At 71.1% G+C, this 14,963-nt stretch carries 13 protein-coding genes; 3 read left to right on the top strand and 10 right to left on the bottom strand.

All coding sequences use genetic code 11. From position 1 onward, the window contains the following. Window positions 1-8 precede the first annotated feature (8 nt). The 3 genes from ACZ5NH_RS20885 to ACZ5NH_RS20875 all read right to left on the bottom strand — a co-directional run bounded on the left by ACZ5NH_RS20885 (window position 9) and on the right by ACZ5NH_RS20875 (window position 4,380). A complete protein-coding gene (locus tag ACZ5NH_RS20885; RefSeq protein WP_451553593.1) occupies window positions 9-1,334 on the bottom strand; it encodes an ABC transporter substrate-binding protein in 1,326 nt (441 codons plus the stop codon). Between the two features lie 28 nt (window positions 1,335-1,362). Next, window positions 1,363-2,973 carry a glycoside hydrolase family 13 protein gene (locus ACZ5NH_RS20880; RefSeq protein WP_468777224.1) on the bottom strand — a complete coding sequence of 537 codons (1,611 nt, stop codon included), beginning with the start codon at window positions 2,971-2,973 and terminating at the stop codon, window positions 1,363-1,365. A gap of 135 nt (window positions 2,974-3,108) precedes the next feature. Then, entirely contained in the window at window positions 3,109-4,380 is a 1,272-nt protein-coding gene (locus ACZ5NH_RS20875) for an ABC transporter substrate-binding protein (protein WP_468777222.1), read from the bottom strand. 130 nt (window positions 4,381-4,510) lie between these two features. On the opposite strand from ACZ5NH_RS20875, the gene ACZ5NH_RS20870 reads away from it, so the two are divergent. From ACZ5NH_RS20870 to ACZ5NH_RS20860, 3 genes are read left to right on the top strand one after another with little or no spacing between them, the layout of a single operon-like run. Continuing rightward, a complete protein-coding gene (locus ACZ5NH_RS20870) occupies window positions 4,511-5,026 on the top strand; it encodes a PadR family transcriptional regulator (protein WP_468777220.1) in 516 nt (171 codons plus the stop codon). After that, window positions 4,984-5,775 (top strand): ABC transporter ATP-binding protein, encoded by a 792-nt coding sequence (locus tag ACZ5NH_RS20865; protein ID WP_388622306.1) that lies wholly within the window; start codon window positions 4,984-4,986, stop codon window positions 5,773-5,775. The genes ACZ5NH_RS20870 and ACZ5NH_RS20865 overlap by 43 nt, the downstream gene beginning before the upstream one ends. A 2-nt stretch (window positions 5,776-5,777) precedes the next feature. Further along, complete coding sequence (locus tag ACZ5NH_RS20860; protein ID WP_468777218.1) at window positions 5,778-8,078, top strand: ABC transporter permease; 2,301 nt, start codon at window positions 5,778-5,780, stop codon at window positions 8,076-8,078. A gap of 5 nt (window positions 8,079-8,083) precedes the next feature. On the opposite strand, the gene ACZ5NH_RS20855 is transcribed toward ACZ5NH_RS20860, so the two are convergent. The 7 genes from ACZ5NH_RS20855 to ACZ5NH_RS20825 all read right to left on the bottom strand — a co-directional run bounded on the left by ACZ5NH_RS20855 (window position 8,084) and on the right by ACZ5NH_RS20825 (window position 14,933). Continuing rightward, a complete protein-coding gene (locus tag ACZ5NH_RS20855) occupies window positions 8,084-8,857 on the bottom strand; it encodes a DsbA family protein (RefSeq protein ID WP_468777216.1) in 774 nt (257 codons plus the stop codon). Window positions 8,858-8,944: 87 nt separating this feature from the next. Continuing rightward, complete coding sequence (gene pgi, locus ACZ5NH_RS20850; protein WP_468777215.1) at window positions 8,945-10,597, bottom strand: glucose-6-phosphate isomerase; 1,653 nt, start codon at window positions 10,595-10,597, stop codon at window positions 8,945-8,947. A 52-nt stretch (window positions 10,598-10,649) separates the two neighbouring features. Further along, window positions 10,650-11,894: an MFS transporter gene (locus tag ACZ5NH_RS20845; RefSeq protein ID WP_468777213.1), complete on the bottom strand. Its 1,245-nt coding sequence runs from the start codon at window positions 11,892-11,894 to the stop codon at window positions 10,650-10,652. A 146-nt stretch (window positions 11,895-12,040) separates the two neighbouring features. Further along, window positions 12,041-12,376: an RNA polymerase-binding protein RbpA gene (locus ACZ5NH_RS20840; protein ID WP_078066843.1), complete on the bottom strand. Its 336-nt coding sequence runs from the start codon at window positions 12,374-12,376 to the stop codon at window positions 12,041-12,043. A gap of 217 nt (window positions 12,377-12,593) precedes the next feature. Further along, a complete protein-coding gene (gene secG, locus ACZ5NH_RS20835; protein ID WP_023551598.1) occupies window positions 12,594-12,824 on the bottom strand; it encodes a preprotein translocase subunit SecG in 231 nt (76 codons plus the stop codon). A 114-nt stretch (window positions 12,825-12,938) separates the two neighbouring features. After that, the gene (gene tpiA, locus ACZ5NH_RS20830; RefSeq protein ID WP_468777212.1) at window positions 12,939-13,715 is read right to left on the bottom strand and encodes a triose-phosphate isomerase; all 777 of its coding nucleotides are present in this window, start codon (window positions 13,713-13,715) and stop codon (window positions 12,939-12,941) included. Between the two features lie 6 nt (window positions 13,716-13,721). Continuing rightward, a complete protein-coding gene (locus ACZ5NH_RS20825; RefSeq protein ID WP_468777210.1) occupies window positions 13,722-14,933 on the bottom strand; it encodes a phosphoglycerate kinase in 1,212 nt (403 codons plus the stop codon). Window positions 14,934-14,963: the final 30 nt, after the last annotated feature.

The following is a 14,963-nucleotide window of genomic DNA, read 5'->3' as shown; positions in this document are numbered from 1 at the left end:
GCTGCCGGTCAGCCCTGGTAGGCCTTGGCCGCCGCGGATTCCAGCTTCGCCGCGGTGCCCTTCGGGTCGGACGGGTCGCGCAGGAAGTCCTGGAGCAGCTTCCACTCGCCGGCGCCCTTGGTGCCGCCGAAGGCCGCCGGGGCCTGGTCGGACATGTCGAAGCGGACCGAGTCGCCCGCGTCGATCAGGGACTTGGCGGTGGCGCGGGCGACGTCGTCGCCGTAGGAGGCGAGGTCGAGCTTCTTGTTCGGGGACAGGAAGCCGCCCGCCTTCGCCCACACGGCCGCCGCCTCGGGGCTCGCCAGGTACTCCAGGAGCTTCATGCCGGCCTTGGCGTTCTTCCCGTCCTTCAGCACCACGGCCGCGTCACCGCCGCTGACGACCGGTGCCGTGCCGCCGTCGACCGCCGGGAACGGGAAGAAGTTCGCGTCCTTGCCGATCGTCTTGCCGAACTGGTCGTGCGCGACCCCGGCCACGAAGTCGCCCTCGTAGACCATGCCGGCCTCGGGCTTGGGCCCGAACACCTTCTCCACCGAGCTCGGGAAGTCGGTGTTCAGGGCCTCCTTCTGGCCGCCCGCGATCAGCTGCTTGTCCTTGAACAGCTTGCCGAGGGTGGTGAGCGCCTTGACGACGGAGGGGTCGGTCCACTTCAGCTGGTGCGCGGCGAGGGCGTCGTACTTCTCGGGGCCCGCCTGGGAGAGGTAGATGTTCTCGAACCAGTCGGTGAGGGTCCAGCCGTCCTCACCGGCGACGGAGAAGGCGGCGAGCCCGGAGTCGGAGACGGTGTGGCCGGCCTTGAGCAGCTCGTCGTACGTCTTCGGCGGCTTGACCCCGGCCTGGGTGAGCGCGTCGGGGCTGTACCAGACGGTGGACTTGTGGGCGGCCTTGAAGTACAGGCCGTACAGGGTACCGTCGACGCTGCCGTACTTCTTCCACACGGGCGCGTAGTCGGCGGTGACCGTCTGCTGGGCGGTCGGGGACAGCGGCTTGAGCCAGCCCTTCTTGGCGAACTGCTGCAGGACGCCGACCTGCGGGACCATCACGACGTCGGGCGCGTTGCCGCCTTCGATCTTGCTGCCGACGACGGTGGAGACGTTGTCGCCGGTGGAGATGAACTGCGTCTTGGCGCCGGTCTTGGCGGTGAACGCGTCCAGGACCTTCTGGAAGTTCTTCTGCTCGCTGCCGGTCCAGACGCCGGCCACGGTGACGGTCTGGCCGCTGAGCGCCTTGTCGCCGCCGCCGGCCGAGACGGGGCCGCCGCCGCAGGCGGTCGCGCCGAGCGCCAGGGCGAGGGCGGTGCAGCTGGTGAGCAGGGTGGTACGGCGTCGCATCATCGTCGATGTCCCTTCGAGAGGTGGTTGATCACAGGTCGCTGAGCCACCAGGCGGCCGTGGCGGCGGGCAGGACGCCGGCCGGGCAGGGGCCGCTGGAGAGCAGGGGGGTGCCGGAGACGGGGGCGGGCGTGGGAGCCGTGCCGAAGTTGACGGCGCAGACCAGGCCGTCGCCGCGGGTGAAGGCGAGGACGCCGGGCGGGGTGTCCAGCCAGCTCAGCGCACCCTCGCCCAACTGCGGGAGGGAGCGCCTGAGTTGGAGTCCGTCGCGGTACAGGTGCCAGAAGGAGCGGGTGTCGGCGAGGGCGCGGTCGGTGGCGTACTCGGCGAAGTAGTCCGGCTGGGGCAGCCAGGGCTTCGCCCCTTCGACACCGGAGGTGAAGCCGAACGGAGAGGCCTGACCGGACCAGGGCAGCGGCACCCGGCAGCCGTCCCGGATGCGGGCGCGGCTTCCGGTGCGGCGGAATATGGGGTCGGTGAGGACGTCGTCGGGCAGGTCGACGACCTCGGGCAGGCCCAGTTCCTCGCCCTGGTAGATGTACGCGGCTCCGGGCAGGGCCAGCATGAGCAGCGCGGCGGCGCGGGCGCGGGCGGCGCCGAGGCCGCTGCCCTCGGGGGCCGGTTCGCCGTAGCGGGTGACGGTGCGGACCTGGTCGTGGTTGTTGAGGACCCAGGTGACCGTGGAGCCGGTGCCGGCGATGTCCTGCATGGCCTCGGAGATGACCTTGCGGAAGGCGTCGGCGTCCCAGGGCGCGCCGAGCAGGTCGAAGAAGAAGGCCTGGTGGAGTTCGTCCGGGCGGACGTACAGGGCGTGTTCGCGGGCGGTGGGGACGGAGACCTCGCCGACGAGGAGGCGTTCGCGGCCGTCGCGTGCGGTGTACTCCTCGCATGTCGCGCGCCACTGCCGCCACACCGCGTGCACCTCGGGCTGGTTCCAGGCGAGCGGGTTGACCGAGTCGCGGGTGCGGGCGTCGGCCTCGGGGTCCTCGGAGTCGGGCAGTTCGGGGTGCTTGTAGAGGCCGGCGGCGACGTCGATACGGAAGCCGTCGACGCCCCGGTCGAGCCAGAAGCGCAGGACGCGGTCGAACTCGGCGGCGACCTCGGGGGTGCGCCAGTTCCAGTCGGGCTGCTCGGGCGTGAACATGTGCAGGTACCACTGGCCGTCGGCGACCCTGGTCCAGGCGGGGCCGCCGAACATGGCGTGCCAGTTGTTGGGCGGCTCGCCGCCGTCCGGGCCGCGGCCGTCGGCGAAGTGGAAGCGCGCGCGGGCCGGGCTGCCGGGCTCGCTGTCCAGCGCCTCGCGGAACCACGGGTGCTCGCTGGAGCAGTGGTTGGGGACGATGTCGAGGAGCACCTTGATGCCGAGCCGGTGCGCGGCGGCCATCAGCAGGTCGAACTCGGCGAGGTCGCCGAAGAGCGGGTCGACCCCGCAGTAGTCGGCCACGTCGTAGCCGTGGTCGTGCTGCGGCGAGGGATAGAACGGGCTCAGCCAGATCCCGTCGACGCCCAGCTTCTTCAGGTACGGCAGCCCGGCCCGGACGCCGGCCAGATCGCCGACGCCGTCGCCGGTGCTGTCGAGAAAGCTGCGGACGTAGACCTGGTAGATCACCGCGTCACGCCACCAGTGGTACTTACTCAGCATGCATGCATGTTAGGTAGGCGTGTCGTGAGGGTGTCAACGAAAAGAACGGAAGCTACTGGTGAGTTGAGGGCGCAAAATCGGACTTACCCGGGCATCGCGCATCAAGATGAGATCTGCGCGTTACTTAACAAGTAACTATCGGCGGGCGATCGCGTCGAGCTCGCGCGCGAGCCGGCGCACGGCCTGCTCGGGCGTCTGGCGCCCGGTGAGCGCGTCCTGCATCACGGCCTGCACCACCAGGCTGACCTGGTCGTAGTGCGGGCTCTTGGGACGCGGCCGGGCGGTGAGCACGGCGGTGCGCAGGGTCGGCAGATACGGGAAGCGCCGTACGAGTCCGGGGTCCTCGTAGAGCGCGGCGCGCACCGGAGGCAGCGCACCCCGGGTGAGCACCTGGCGCTGGACGGGCGCACTGGTGAGATAGGCGATCAGGCGGGCGGCCGAATCGGGGTGCGGCGTATGGGAGTTGACGGCCAGGTTGGAGCCACCGAGCACACTGGTCCCCGGTCCGTCGGGTCCGGGCAGTGGTACGGCGCCGATCTTCCCGGCGACCTTGGAACCCTTGGCGGAGGCGACGACGTAGGCGTAGGGCCAGTTGCGCAGGAAGAGCAGTCTGCCGTCCTGGAAGGCCTGCTTGGACTCCTCCTCCTTGTACGTCAGCGCCGCCTTGGGTATCCAGCCCTCGCGGACGCCACGGGCGAGGAAGCCGATGCCCTCGCGGGCGGCGGAGGAGTCGACGGTGACCCGGGTGCCCTCGCCGCCGAGGATCGTGCCGCCCGCCGAGTAGACGGCCTCGGCCGCGTTCACGGTGAGGCCCTCGTAGGGCAGGAACTGGCCCGCGTAGCCGCCGAGTCCGTACGTGGGCGCGATGGTCTTCGCGTCGTGCTCCAGCTCGGCCCAGGTGCGCGGCGGCGGTACGCCCTCCTTGGCGAGGATGTCCTTGCGATACAGGAGAAGTCCGGCATTCGTGACGTACGGCACCGCGTACAGCCGGCCGTCGTAGGTGGCCGTGTCCACGACCGGCGGCAGAAAGCTCTTCAGCGGGAAGCGGTCGCGCGGCAGCGGGCGGATCCAGCCGGCCGCCGCGAACTCCGAGGTCCAGTTGACGTCGATGTTGAGGACGTCGAACCGGCCCCGGTCGCCGCCGCGCAGGTCGGTGGTCATCTGGGCGTGGGTCTCGTCGGCGGAGTCCGGCAGCTCGACGAGGGTCACCTTCTCACCGGGGTGGGTGCGGTTCCAGCCCTGCAGCAGCGGGGCGAGATAGCCGGTGAGATCGCCGGCGGTGGCCAGGGTGAGCGGGCCGCGGCCGTCGCCCGCGGCCTCGTCGGCATGGGCGCCGGAGGCGACGTACCCGGTCATGGTCACGGCGAGAACGAGAAGGCCCCTACCGGCGGCGCGCATCCACCGCATAGGTTCCTCCCTGAACACGTACACACGGCTCCGGGCACCCTCGCCCGGGAGTCAGAGGCCATGTATACCTGTTAGGTATGGGCGATACTAGGGCCTGGAGCACATTACGCAGACTAGGAGGAGAGCACGAGTGCGCCTGCCCCTCCTGGCACTCCTCGCCCGCGGCCCCGCCCACGGCTACGAGCTGAAGCAGGACCTTGAGCAACTGCTGGGCTCCGCGTACCCTCAGCCCAACGTCGGCCAGATATACGTCACCCTCGGCCGCCTCGAGAAGTCGGGACTGATCGAGGGCGAGGACGTCGAGCAGTCCAGCCGGCCCAACAAGAAGGTCTACCACCTCACCGACGCCGGGTGGGAGGCGCTGCACGCCTGGTTCGAGGAGACCGAGGACGAGCCGCGGGTTCGGGACGAGTTCTTCATGAAGCTCGCCCTCGCCCCGCAGACCGGTCTCACCGACCAGATCGCCCTCATCAACCGCCAGCGGCGCCAGTACCTCAACACCATGCGCAACCTGTCGAAGCTGGCCGCGGCCGAGAACCGGGACAACCGCATCGCCCATCTGCTCATCGAGGGCGCGATGCTGCATCTGCAGGCCGACCTCGACTGGCTGGAACGGTGCCAGGAGGAACTGGAGGACCTTCAGTGAGCACGGACGGCACTCCGGTGCTGCGCGCCGCGGGTCTGGTGAAGACCCATCACGGCGAGGGCGCGCCCGCGCACGCCGTACGCGGGGTCGACCTGTCCGTGGCGCGGGGCGAGTTCGTGGCGATCACCGGCCCGTCCGGCGCCGGCAAGTCGACGCTGCTGCATCTGCTCGGCGGGCTGCAGCGCCCCGACGAGGGCAGCATCTGGCTGGACGGCCGGTGCACGGACTCCTTCAGCGAGGCGCGCTGGGCGGTGGAGCGCCGCAAGGCCATCGGGATCGTGTTCCAGTTCTTCAACCTGGTGTCGAACCTGTCCGTCGCCGACAACGTCGAGCTGCCCGCCCTGCTCGCCGGTGTCCCGCCGAAGAAGGCCCGCGCCGAGCGCGAGGAGCTGCTGGCCGAGCTGGGGCTCCGGGGCAAGGAGCGCAGCATGCCGGGCGAGCTGTCCGGCGGCGAACAGCAGCGGGTCGCGCTCGCCCGGGCCCTGGTCAACCATCCCCCGCTGCTGCTGGCCGACGAGCCCGCCGGCAGCCTGGACAGCAAGGGCACGCGCGAGGTCATGCGGCTGCTGTCCCGCTTCCACGGACGGGGCCAGACGATCGTGCTGGTCACGCACGATGCCCGGCTGGCCAGCGCCGCCGACCGCGTGATCAGCTTCTTCGACGGCCGGATAGCCGACGACGCCGCGCTGGACGGCACCCCGCCGCCCAGGAAGCCGGGGATCTCGGGCGTGCTGGAGCTGAGGGACTGACGGTGCTGGATCTCCGGGACGTACGAGCCACCCTGCGCTGGGCGCACTCGGACCTGCGCACCCACCGTGGTGAAGCGCTGTTCCTCGTGCTGGCCACCGCCGGGATCGTCGTCTCGCTGCTGCTGGCCACCGCCCTGTTCGGATACGCCACCAACCCCTGGCAGCGGGTCTTCACACAGGCCCGCGGGGCACACGTGTGGATCCACACCGTGCCGTCGGCCGACGCCCGCGGGCTGGCCCGGCTGCCGGGTGTCGAGTCCGTGGCCGGCCCCTACCGCACCGAGTCCGCCACCGTCTCCGTACGCGGCACCCGCGCCTCCGTGGAGCTGCGCGGCACCCCCGAGCTGCCCGCTGTCGGCCGGCCGCTGCTCACCGCCGGGCACTGGCTGGATCCGGCCGAACCGGACGGCGTGGTGCTGGAGAGCAGCCTGGCCCGGGCACTGCTGGCGGAGCCCGGGGACACCCTCACCCTGCCCGGTGCCGCCCGCGCCCTGACCGTCGAGGGCATCGCGGACAGCGCCGAGCCCCGTTACAGTGCGGGCGAGCAGCCGGGGCTGGTGTGGGCGCTGCCCGCCGCCGTACATGCTCCCGGCGGCCAGGTGATCGGGCTGCGTCTCGGCGACCCGGGCGACACGGACTACGCGGTGCAGCGGGCCGTCACGGTGCTGGGCGCGGGCGCGGTCGGCGAGGTCTCCACCTGGCAGCAGGAACGCGCCGCGGCCCAGGGTGACAACCGGCTGCTCGGCCAGGTGCTCGGCCTGTTCGGTCTCGGCGCCCTGATCGCCGCGGGGTTCGCCGTGCACGGGGCGATCGCCACCCGCATCCGCGGGCATCTGCGGGACATCTCGGTGCTGAAGGCGATCGGCTTCACACCCGGTCAGGTCGTCCGGATCTTCCTGCTCCAGCACCTGACGTACGCGCTGCTCGGCTCGGTGGCCGCCGCGGCGCTCACCGATGCCCTGGGCCGCCGGATCCCCGGCCGGCTCGGTGACGCCGTGGGCGTGTGGCAGGGGTTGCCCGGGCACACCGTGGCGCTGCTCGTGGTGCCCGTGGGCGCGGTCCTGTTCATCGGTCTGACCACGGGGCTCGCGGCGTGGCGGGCCGGGCGGGTGCCGCCGGTTCCGGTGCCGCGCCCGGCCGCACCGGCCGGCGGCCGGCTGACCGGACCGGCCCGGCGGGCGCTCGGGCTGCGGCTGCCGGCCGCGCTGGTCCTCGGCTGCCACAAGGCGTTCACCGGGCGTGGCCGCTCACTGGCCACCGTGGCCCGGCTGACGCTGCCGCTGCTGCTGATCGTGGTGGCGCTCAGCGCCTGGACCACGATCGACCGCTTCCACAACAGCCCGGACCGCATGGGTCTGCCGACGGCTCTGACGGTCCGCTCCGACGGCGATCTGGACGCATCCGCCGTACGGGCCCTGCTCACCGGCGATCACGGGGTCGCCGCCGCCTATCCCGGCGTCGAGGTCGCCGCGCTGGTCCCCGGCCAGACCGGCACCATCGCGCTGCGCGGCGTCGGCACCCGCGCCGAGCCCTACCCCTATGCCCTCGCCGAGGGCCGGGCCGCACGCGGACCGGACGAGGCGGTGGCCGGCCAGGGCCTGCTGGACCTGCTGCACGCCCGGGTCGGTGACTGGGTGCGCATGACCGTGGGCGACCGGCCGCAGATCCTGCACATCGTGGGGCGCAGCATCGAACCGCAGAACGCCGGCCGGGTGGTGACCACCTCCCTGGACACCCTCCGCGAGAACGACCCCGCGCTGACCCCCGCCTTCTACGAACTGCGGCTGCGCCCCGGCACCGCCCCGCAGCACGTGGCCGCCGCACTGGCCCGGGCCGGCCACGGCCACCTCGACGTGCACACGGTGACGAACCCGGCCGACGGCCTGTCCCCGCTGCGCGCGGTCGTCGCCGGGCTGATCGCCGTACTGGCCCTGATCGGTCTGGTCGAGCTGCTCACCGCGATCGGCGGCAGCGTCCGGGAGGGCGAGCGGGACGTGCTGGCGCTGAAGGCGATCGGCATGTCGCCGCGGCAGATCACCGCGATCACCGTCACGGCGACGAGCTGTACGGCCCTGGCCGCGGTGATCGCCGGCACGGCGCTGGGGCTGCCGCTGGGCCGCCGGCTCATCGACGCCCAGGGCAGTTCCAGCGGCATCGGCGCCGGGATCGCCCAGTCCCCGTCGCCGGTGCTGCTGCTGTCGGTCGGCCTCGCCGCGGTCCTGGGTGCCGCTCTGCTGTCCGCGCTGCCGGCGGGCCGTGCCGCCCGCAGACGGCTCGCGGACACGCTCAGCGCGGTGGCCTGACCGGGTCAGGGAGTCGTCTGCCGCCACTGCTCGGGGTGTGCCCGGATCTTGGTGAGCAGACCGGCGAACGCGTCCGCGTCGAACAGCACGGCGTTGTACTCGGGCGGTATACGCACGTCGTCGATCTCGGCGGTGGGGGTGCCGGGGCCCCGGGGGTCCTGCGCTCCGCCCGCGTCTTCGTAGGCCTTCTCGGCCCGGGTGACGAACGAGCGGTACTTCATGGTCCGCACCGCGGAGTCGAAGTCCGGCCCGCGCAGCCCCGGGACCCGCGCGGCCAGCTTGAGGAGGCAGGCGTCGGTGAACCCGTCGACGCTCTCGGCGGGCTGGTGGGCGTAGAGCACGTCGTGGTACTCGGCGAACCTGCCCTTGTCCAGCGCGGCCCGCAGCGCGTTGACCGCCTTCGCGGAACCCGAGCCGCCGAGCCGGCCGTCCAGGAAGGAGGCCAGGGTGTACTTCGTCTCGGCCTGACGCCGGATGGTCGCCTCGCGCAGCCGCGCGGCACCGCCGGTGGTCTCGAACTGCTTGCACACCGGGCACCGCGGGTCCTCGTACAGGTGCACGGTCACCGGGGCGGCGGGGTCCCCGACCATGATGGTCGTGCCGTCGTTTCCCAACCGCTCCGGCACCTGGGACAGCCCGGAGTAGGCCGGCGCGGCCTTCGTCGTGGCGGGCGACCGGCCGCTCCTGCCCTCCGCCGACGGGTCGCCGCTGCCGCAGCCCACCGCCGACATCCCCACCACGGCCACCGCGACGGCCGCGGCGAACCCTCTGTGCACCATGCGCCTTCCTCCCCTGAAGTCGCCCAACCCTAGGGGATGCGCACAGCGGGCACACAGAGGGTTCTGCCGCGGCGGCTCGGGCGGGGATCAGCTCCGGCCGCGCAGCTGCCTGTACTTGGCGACCAGCGTCTTGGTGGAGGCGTCGAGGCCGGGCACCTCCGCGCCCTCGGTCAGCGCCGGCTCGACCCGCTTGGCCAGCACCTTGCCCAGCTCCACGCCCCACTGGTCGAAGGAGTCGATGTTCCACACCGCGCCCTGCACGAACACCTTGTGTTCGTAGAGCGCGACCAGCTGGCCGAGGACGGACGGGGTGAGTTCCTTGGCCAGGATGGTCGTCGTCGGCCGGTTGCCCCGGAAGGTCTTGTGCGCGACCAGCTCCTGGGGCACGCCCTCCGCGCGGACCTCCTCGGCCGTCTTGCCGAAGGCCAGCGCCTGGGTCTGGGCGAAGAAGTTGGCCATCAACAGGTCGTGCTGGGCCTTGAGTTGGTCACTCAGCTCGCCCACCGGCTCGGCGAAGCCGATGAAGTCCGCCGGGATGAGCTTGGTGCCCTGGTGGATCAACTGGTAGTAGGCGTGCTGCCCGTTGGTGCCCGGCGTGCCCCACACCACCGGCCCGGTCTGCCACTCGACCGGCCGGCCGTCCCGCGCCACGTACTTGCCGTTGGACTCCATGTCGAGCTGCTGCAGGTAGGCGGTGAACTTCGACAGGTAGTGGCTGTACGGCAGGACCGCGTGCGACTGGGCGTCGTGGAAATTGTCGTACCAGATGCCCAACAGGCTCAGCAGCAAAGGTGCGTTGGCCTCGGCGGGTGCGGTGCGGAAATGGTCGTCGACCAGCCGGAAGCCGTCGAGCATCTCGCGGAACCGGTCGGGTCCGATCGCGATCATCAGGGACAGGCCGATCGCGGAATCGTACGAGTACCGGCCGCCGACCCAGTCCCAGAACTCGAACATGTTGTCCGGGTCGATGCCGAACTCGGTGACCTTCTCGGCGTTCGTGGACAGCGCGACGAAGTGCTTGGCGACCGCCGAGTCGTCACCTAGCGCGTCCACCAGCCACGTCCGCGCGGAGGTCGCGTTGGTGATGGTCTCGATGGTGGTGAAGGTCTTCGACGCGATGATGAACAGCGTCTCGGCCGGGTCCAGGTCCCGGGTGGCCTCGTGCAGGTCGGCGCCGTCCACGTTGGAGACGAAGCGGACCGTCAGAGCGCGGTCGGTGAAGCTGCGCAGCACCTCGTAGGCCATCGCGGGGCCCAGGTCGGAGCCGCCGATGCCGACGTTGACCACGTTCTTGATGCGCCTGCCGGTGTGGCCGGTCCACTCGCCGGAGCGGACGCGGCCGGCGAAGTCGCTCATCTTGTCGAGGACGGCGTGCACCTTCGGGACGACGTTCTCCCCGTCGACCTCGATCACCGCGTCCCGCGGGGCGCGCAGCGCGGTGTGCAGGACCGCACGGTCCTCGGTGACATTGATCTTCTCGCCGCGGAACATGGCGTCCCGCAGGCCGAACACGTCCGTGGCGGCGGCCAGCTCGCGCAGCAACCGCAGTGTCTCGTCGGTGACCAGGTGCTTCGAGTAGTCGAGGTACAGATCGCCGACCTGGAGCGTGTACTCCTCGCCGCGTCCGGGATCGCCGGCGAACAGCTCCCTGAGATGGGTGTCGGCCAGCTCCTCCCGGTGCTTGGCGAGCGCGGTCCATTCGGGCGTCTGGTTGAGCCTGGTACGGCCGTCTGCGTTCATTTCCGACTTCAGCCTTCTTTCGTGCCTGTCCCAGCTGTTCCAACCTATTTGATCAGCGCGCGGCACGAGCCGTCGTGACGTCGTCGCCCGGCGCAACAACAGGTACGTCCGCCTTGCGGGCCGGTATCAGCGAGGTGACGGCGAGGGCGAAGAGGACGGCGGCGAGCAGCGCCGGACCGTTCAGTCCGTACGTCCGCGCCGCCACTCCGCCGAGGAGCGCGCCGAGCGGGGCGCCGGACGTGGAGGAGGTGCGGAACGCGGAGGCGATACGGCCCACCATCGCCTCGGGGCTGCGCTGCTGCATCAGAGTGACCTGGTTGACGTTCCACACCATGTTCATGGCGCCGAGCAGCAGCATGCCGGTGGCGAGTGCGGTCAGGTGCCGGACGGATCCGATGAGCAGCAGGGACGATGTCTGGACGCAGCCGGCGACCAGCAGCGCCCGCACCCGGCCGGTGCGGCGCGCGAGGCGCTGGGCGAGGAATCCGCCGGTGATGCTGCCGGCCGAGAATGCCGTCATCGCGGCCGCGTATCCGGTGTTGCCCGCATCCAGCCAGCGCGTCACGTGCAGCGCAAGCGTGGCGATCAGGGCACCCATGCCGATGTTGCACAGCAGCGTGGCCACGCAGGTCGCGCGCAGTGCCCGGTCGCCCCACAGGGCGCGCAGGCCCGCCGCGATCTCCGTCCGCAGGGTGCTGCCGGCCGGGTGCGGCTCGCGCTCCGGCGGACGTATCCGCAGGGACGCCACCAGGGCGGCGGCGGCCAGGAAGGTGCTCGCGTCGGCCGCGAACGGCATGAAGGCGCCCGCCGTCAGCAGCAGTGGCACCAGCGGGGCGGCGAGCAGACCGCCGGCGATCTGCTGTCCGGTCATCAGCCGGGCGTTGGCGCCGCCCAGGGCCGCGCGGTCCACGAGCGCGGGCAGCAGGGCCGTGGAGGCGTTGTCGAAGAGGGTCTGGAGCGTGGTCAGCGCGAAGGCGAGGGCGAGCAGCAGCGGGATCGAGGCGTGGCCCAGTGCCACGACGACGGCGAACGCGGCCACCAGCAGGCCACGGACCGTGTCCACGGCCCACATCGCCCGGCGTTGGTCGACCCGGTCGGCCACGGCCCCGCCGAGCAGCCCGAACAGCAGCCACGGCACATAGCCGCAGGCCGTCACCGAGGCGATGACCAGGGGCTCGTCGCTGAGCCGCACCGCGAGCAGGGGCAGGGCGGAGGTCCGTAACGCGTCCCCGAACCGGGAGACCACGGCGGCCGTCCACAGCCGCCCGAATCCCCCGCGCCAACCGGGCGCCGTCACGCGCCCTTCCTCGACCGTCGCCACAGCTCCCCCTCACCATGCGTCTATGGACACAAGGTAGAGGGAGCCACTGACAATCGTCCGGCCGCCGGCGGGCGGATACGGCTCCGGCCAGGCACCTCAAGGCGCCCGGCCGGTGTCAAGTGCTAGATCTCGCCCCGCAGTTTGGCGAGCGCCTCGGCGAGGATCGCCTCGCCGTCCGCGTCGCTGCGCCGCTCCCGTACGTACGCGAGATGCGTCTTGTACGGCTCGGTGCGCGGTGGGTCCGGCGGGTTGTCCCGGTCCTGACCTGCCGGGAAGCCGCAGCGCGGGCAGTCCCAGGTGTCGGGAACCTGCGCGTCGCTGGCGAAGCTCGGCTGCGTCTCGTGCCCGTTGGAGCACCAGAAGGAGACGCGCAGCCGCGGCGCGGACTCGCCGCGCTCGGCCTCGCCCATCGGCCCCGCCCCGACCCGGCTTCCTCGGATCGCGTTGCCACTTGCCACGGTCGTAACTCCCTGCGTGATGGTGCCGCGAAGCGAGTCGGCGTTTCGCTTCGCCGCGAGCGCCTCAGTCTACGTAAGGCCCAACGCGCGTCCAGTGATTGGAGTTACAAGGGCCCCGCTCCTAGACGCAAGCCCCATGATAGGCCGCGCCCAGGAGCGCGTACCGAACATGGGGCCATACGTGCCGAATATGCGTGATGTGGGTGCTGTGCGGGTGTCAGCTGTTCGTCTTCATCAGGATGCCGAGGACGATGATGCACGCGAACCACAGCAGGCCGACCACGATGGTGATCCGGTCCAGGTTGCGCTCGGCGACGGAGGAGCCGCCGACAGAGGACTGCATGCCGCCACCGAACATGTCGGAGAGGCCGCCGCCCTTCCCCTTGTGCATCAGCACCAGCAGCATCAGCAGCAGGCTGAAGACGATCAGGGCGATCGAGAACCCCAAAACCACGGCTGGACCAACTTCCTCGGATTCGGATGGACGACGGGGGCACAGCGTCTCGGCTGTGCCCCCGCAAGGGTACGACGTATCGCCGCTACCGCCTACTCACGGCGTGCGTCACTGATCGCGGAACCGCACGATCTTGACGAACTCGTCGGCGTCCAGCGAGGCGCCCCCGACCAGGGCGCCGTCGATGTCGGCCTGCGCCATGATCTCGGCGACGTTGCCGGACTTCACGGAGCCGCCGTACTGGATGCGGACCTTGTCGGCCACGTCCTGCGAGTACAGCTCGGCGATCTTGGCGCGGATGGCGGCGCAGACCTCCTGGGCGTCCTCGGCGCCGCAGACCTTGCCGGTGCCGATGGCCCACACCGGCTCGTAGGCGATCACGACGGTCTCGGCCTGCTCGGCCGGGAGGTCCTTCAGACCGCCCTCGACCTGGGCGAGGGTGTGGGTGACGTGGTTGGCCGCCTCGCGGACGTCCAGTTCCTCGCCGACACACAGGATCGGGGTCAGGCCGTGCTTGTAGGCCGCCTTGACCTTGGTGTTGACGAGCTCGTCGGTCTCGTTGTGGTACTGGCGGCGCTCGGAGTGGCCGATGACCACGTACGAGCACTTCAGCTTGGCCAGCATCGGACCGGAGATCTCGCCGGTGTAGGCGCCGGAGTCGTGCTGCGAGATGTCCTGGGCGCCGTACTTGATCTTCAGCTTGTCGCCGTCGACCAGGGTCTGCACGGAGCGCAGGTCGGTGAAGGGAGGCAGGACGGCGACCTCGACGGCCTCGTAGTCCTTGTCGGCCAGGGCGAAGGCGAGCTTCTGGACGTGCGCGATGGCCTCGAGGTGGTTGAGGTTCATCTTCCAGTTGCCCGCCATCAGCGGCGTGCGAGTGGTCATGCGGGGTCAGTCCTCCAGTGCGGCGAGGCCGGGGAGCGTCTTGCCCTCGAGGTATTCGAGGGAGGCGCCGCCACCGGTCGAGATGTGGCCGAATGCGTTCTCGTCGAAACCGAGCGTACGCACGGCCGCGGCCGAGTCACCGCCGCCGACGACGGTGAAGCCGTTCGAGTCGACGAGGGCCTGGGCGACCGCCTTGGTGCCCTCGGCGTAGTCGGGGTGCTCGAAGACGCCCATGGGGCCGTTCCAGAACACGGTGGCGGCGTCGGCGAGCTTCGAGGCGTACAGCTCTCGGGTCTTCGGGCCGATGTCCAGGCCCTCCTGGTCGGCCGGGATCTTGTCCGCGTCGACGGTCGTGGGGTTGGCCGGGGCCTTGGTCTTCAGGTCGGGGAACTCCGGCGAGACGAGGACGTCGACCGGGAGCACGAGCTCGACGCCCTGCTTCTCGGCGCGCTCCATGTACTCGGTGACGGCCGGGATCTGGTCCTCCTGCAGGAGGGAGATGCCGACCTCGTAGCCCTTGGCCTTGAGGAAGGTGTAGGCCATACCGCCGCCGATGAGCAGTCGGTCGGCCTTGCCGAGCAGCTGGTCGATGACGGCGAGCTTGTCGGAGACCTTGGCGCCGCCGAGCGCGACGACGTACGGGCGCTTGACGTCCTCGGTGAGCTTCTTCAGGACGCCGACCTCGGTGGCGATGAGGTGGCCGGCGTAGTGCGGAAGCCGCTTCGGCAGGTCGTAGACGGAGGCGTGCTTGCGGTGCACGGCACCGAAGCCGTCACCGACGTAGACGTCGGCGAGCGCGGCGAGCTGGTCGGCGAAGGCGCCGCGCTCGCTCTCCTCCTTGCTGGTCTCGCCGGGGTTGAAGCGCAGGTTCTCCAGGACGGCGACCTGGCCGTCGGTGAGGCCCGCGACTGTGTCCTGGGCGGAGGGGCCCACCGTGTCGGTCGCGAAGGCCACGGCGGAGCCGAGGAGTTCACCCAGGCGGGAGGCGGCCGGCGCGAGGGAGAAGGCGGGGTCCGGGGCGCCCTTGGGGCGGCCCAGGTGCGAGGCGACGACCACCTTGGCGCCCGCCTCCGCGAGGGCCTTGACGGTGGGCAGGACGGCGCGGATCCGGCCGTCGTCGGTGATGGTGCCGCTCTCCAGCGGCACGTTGAGGTCGGCGCGGACGAAGACCCGCTTGCCGCTCACGCCGGCGGCGAGAAGTTCGTCGATCGTCTTCATTGAGGTGGACTCCAAAGGAGGGCTCGTGGT

This window comes from Streptomyces sp. NPDC031426, from assembly GCF_055581585.1.
This window is presented reverse-complemented; position numbering and strand designations above follow the sequence as displayed.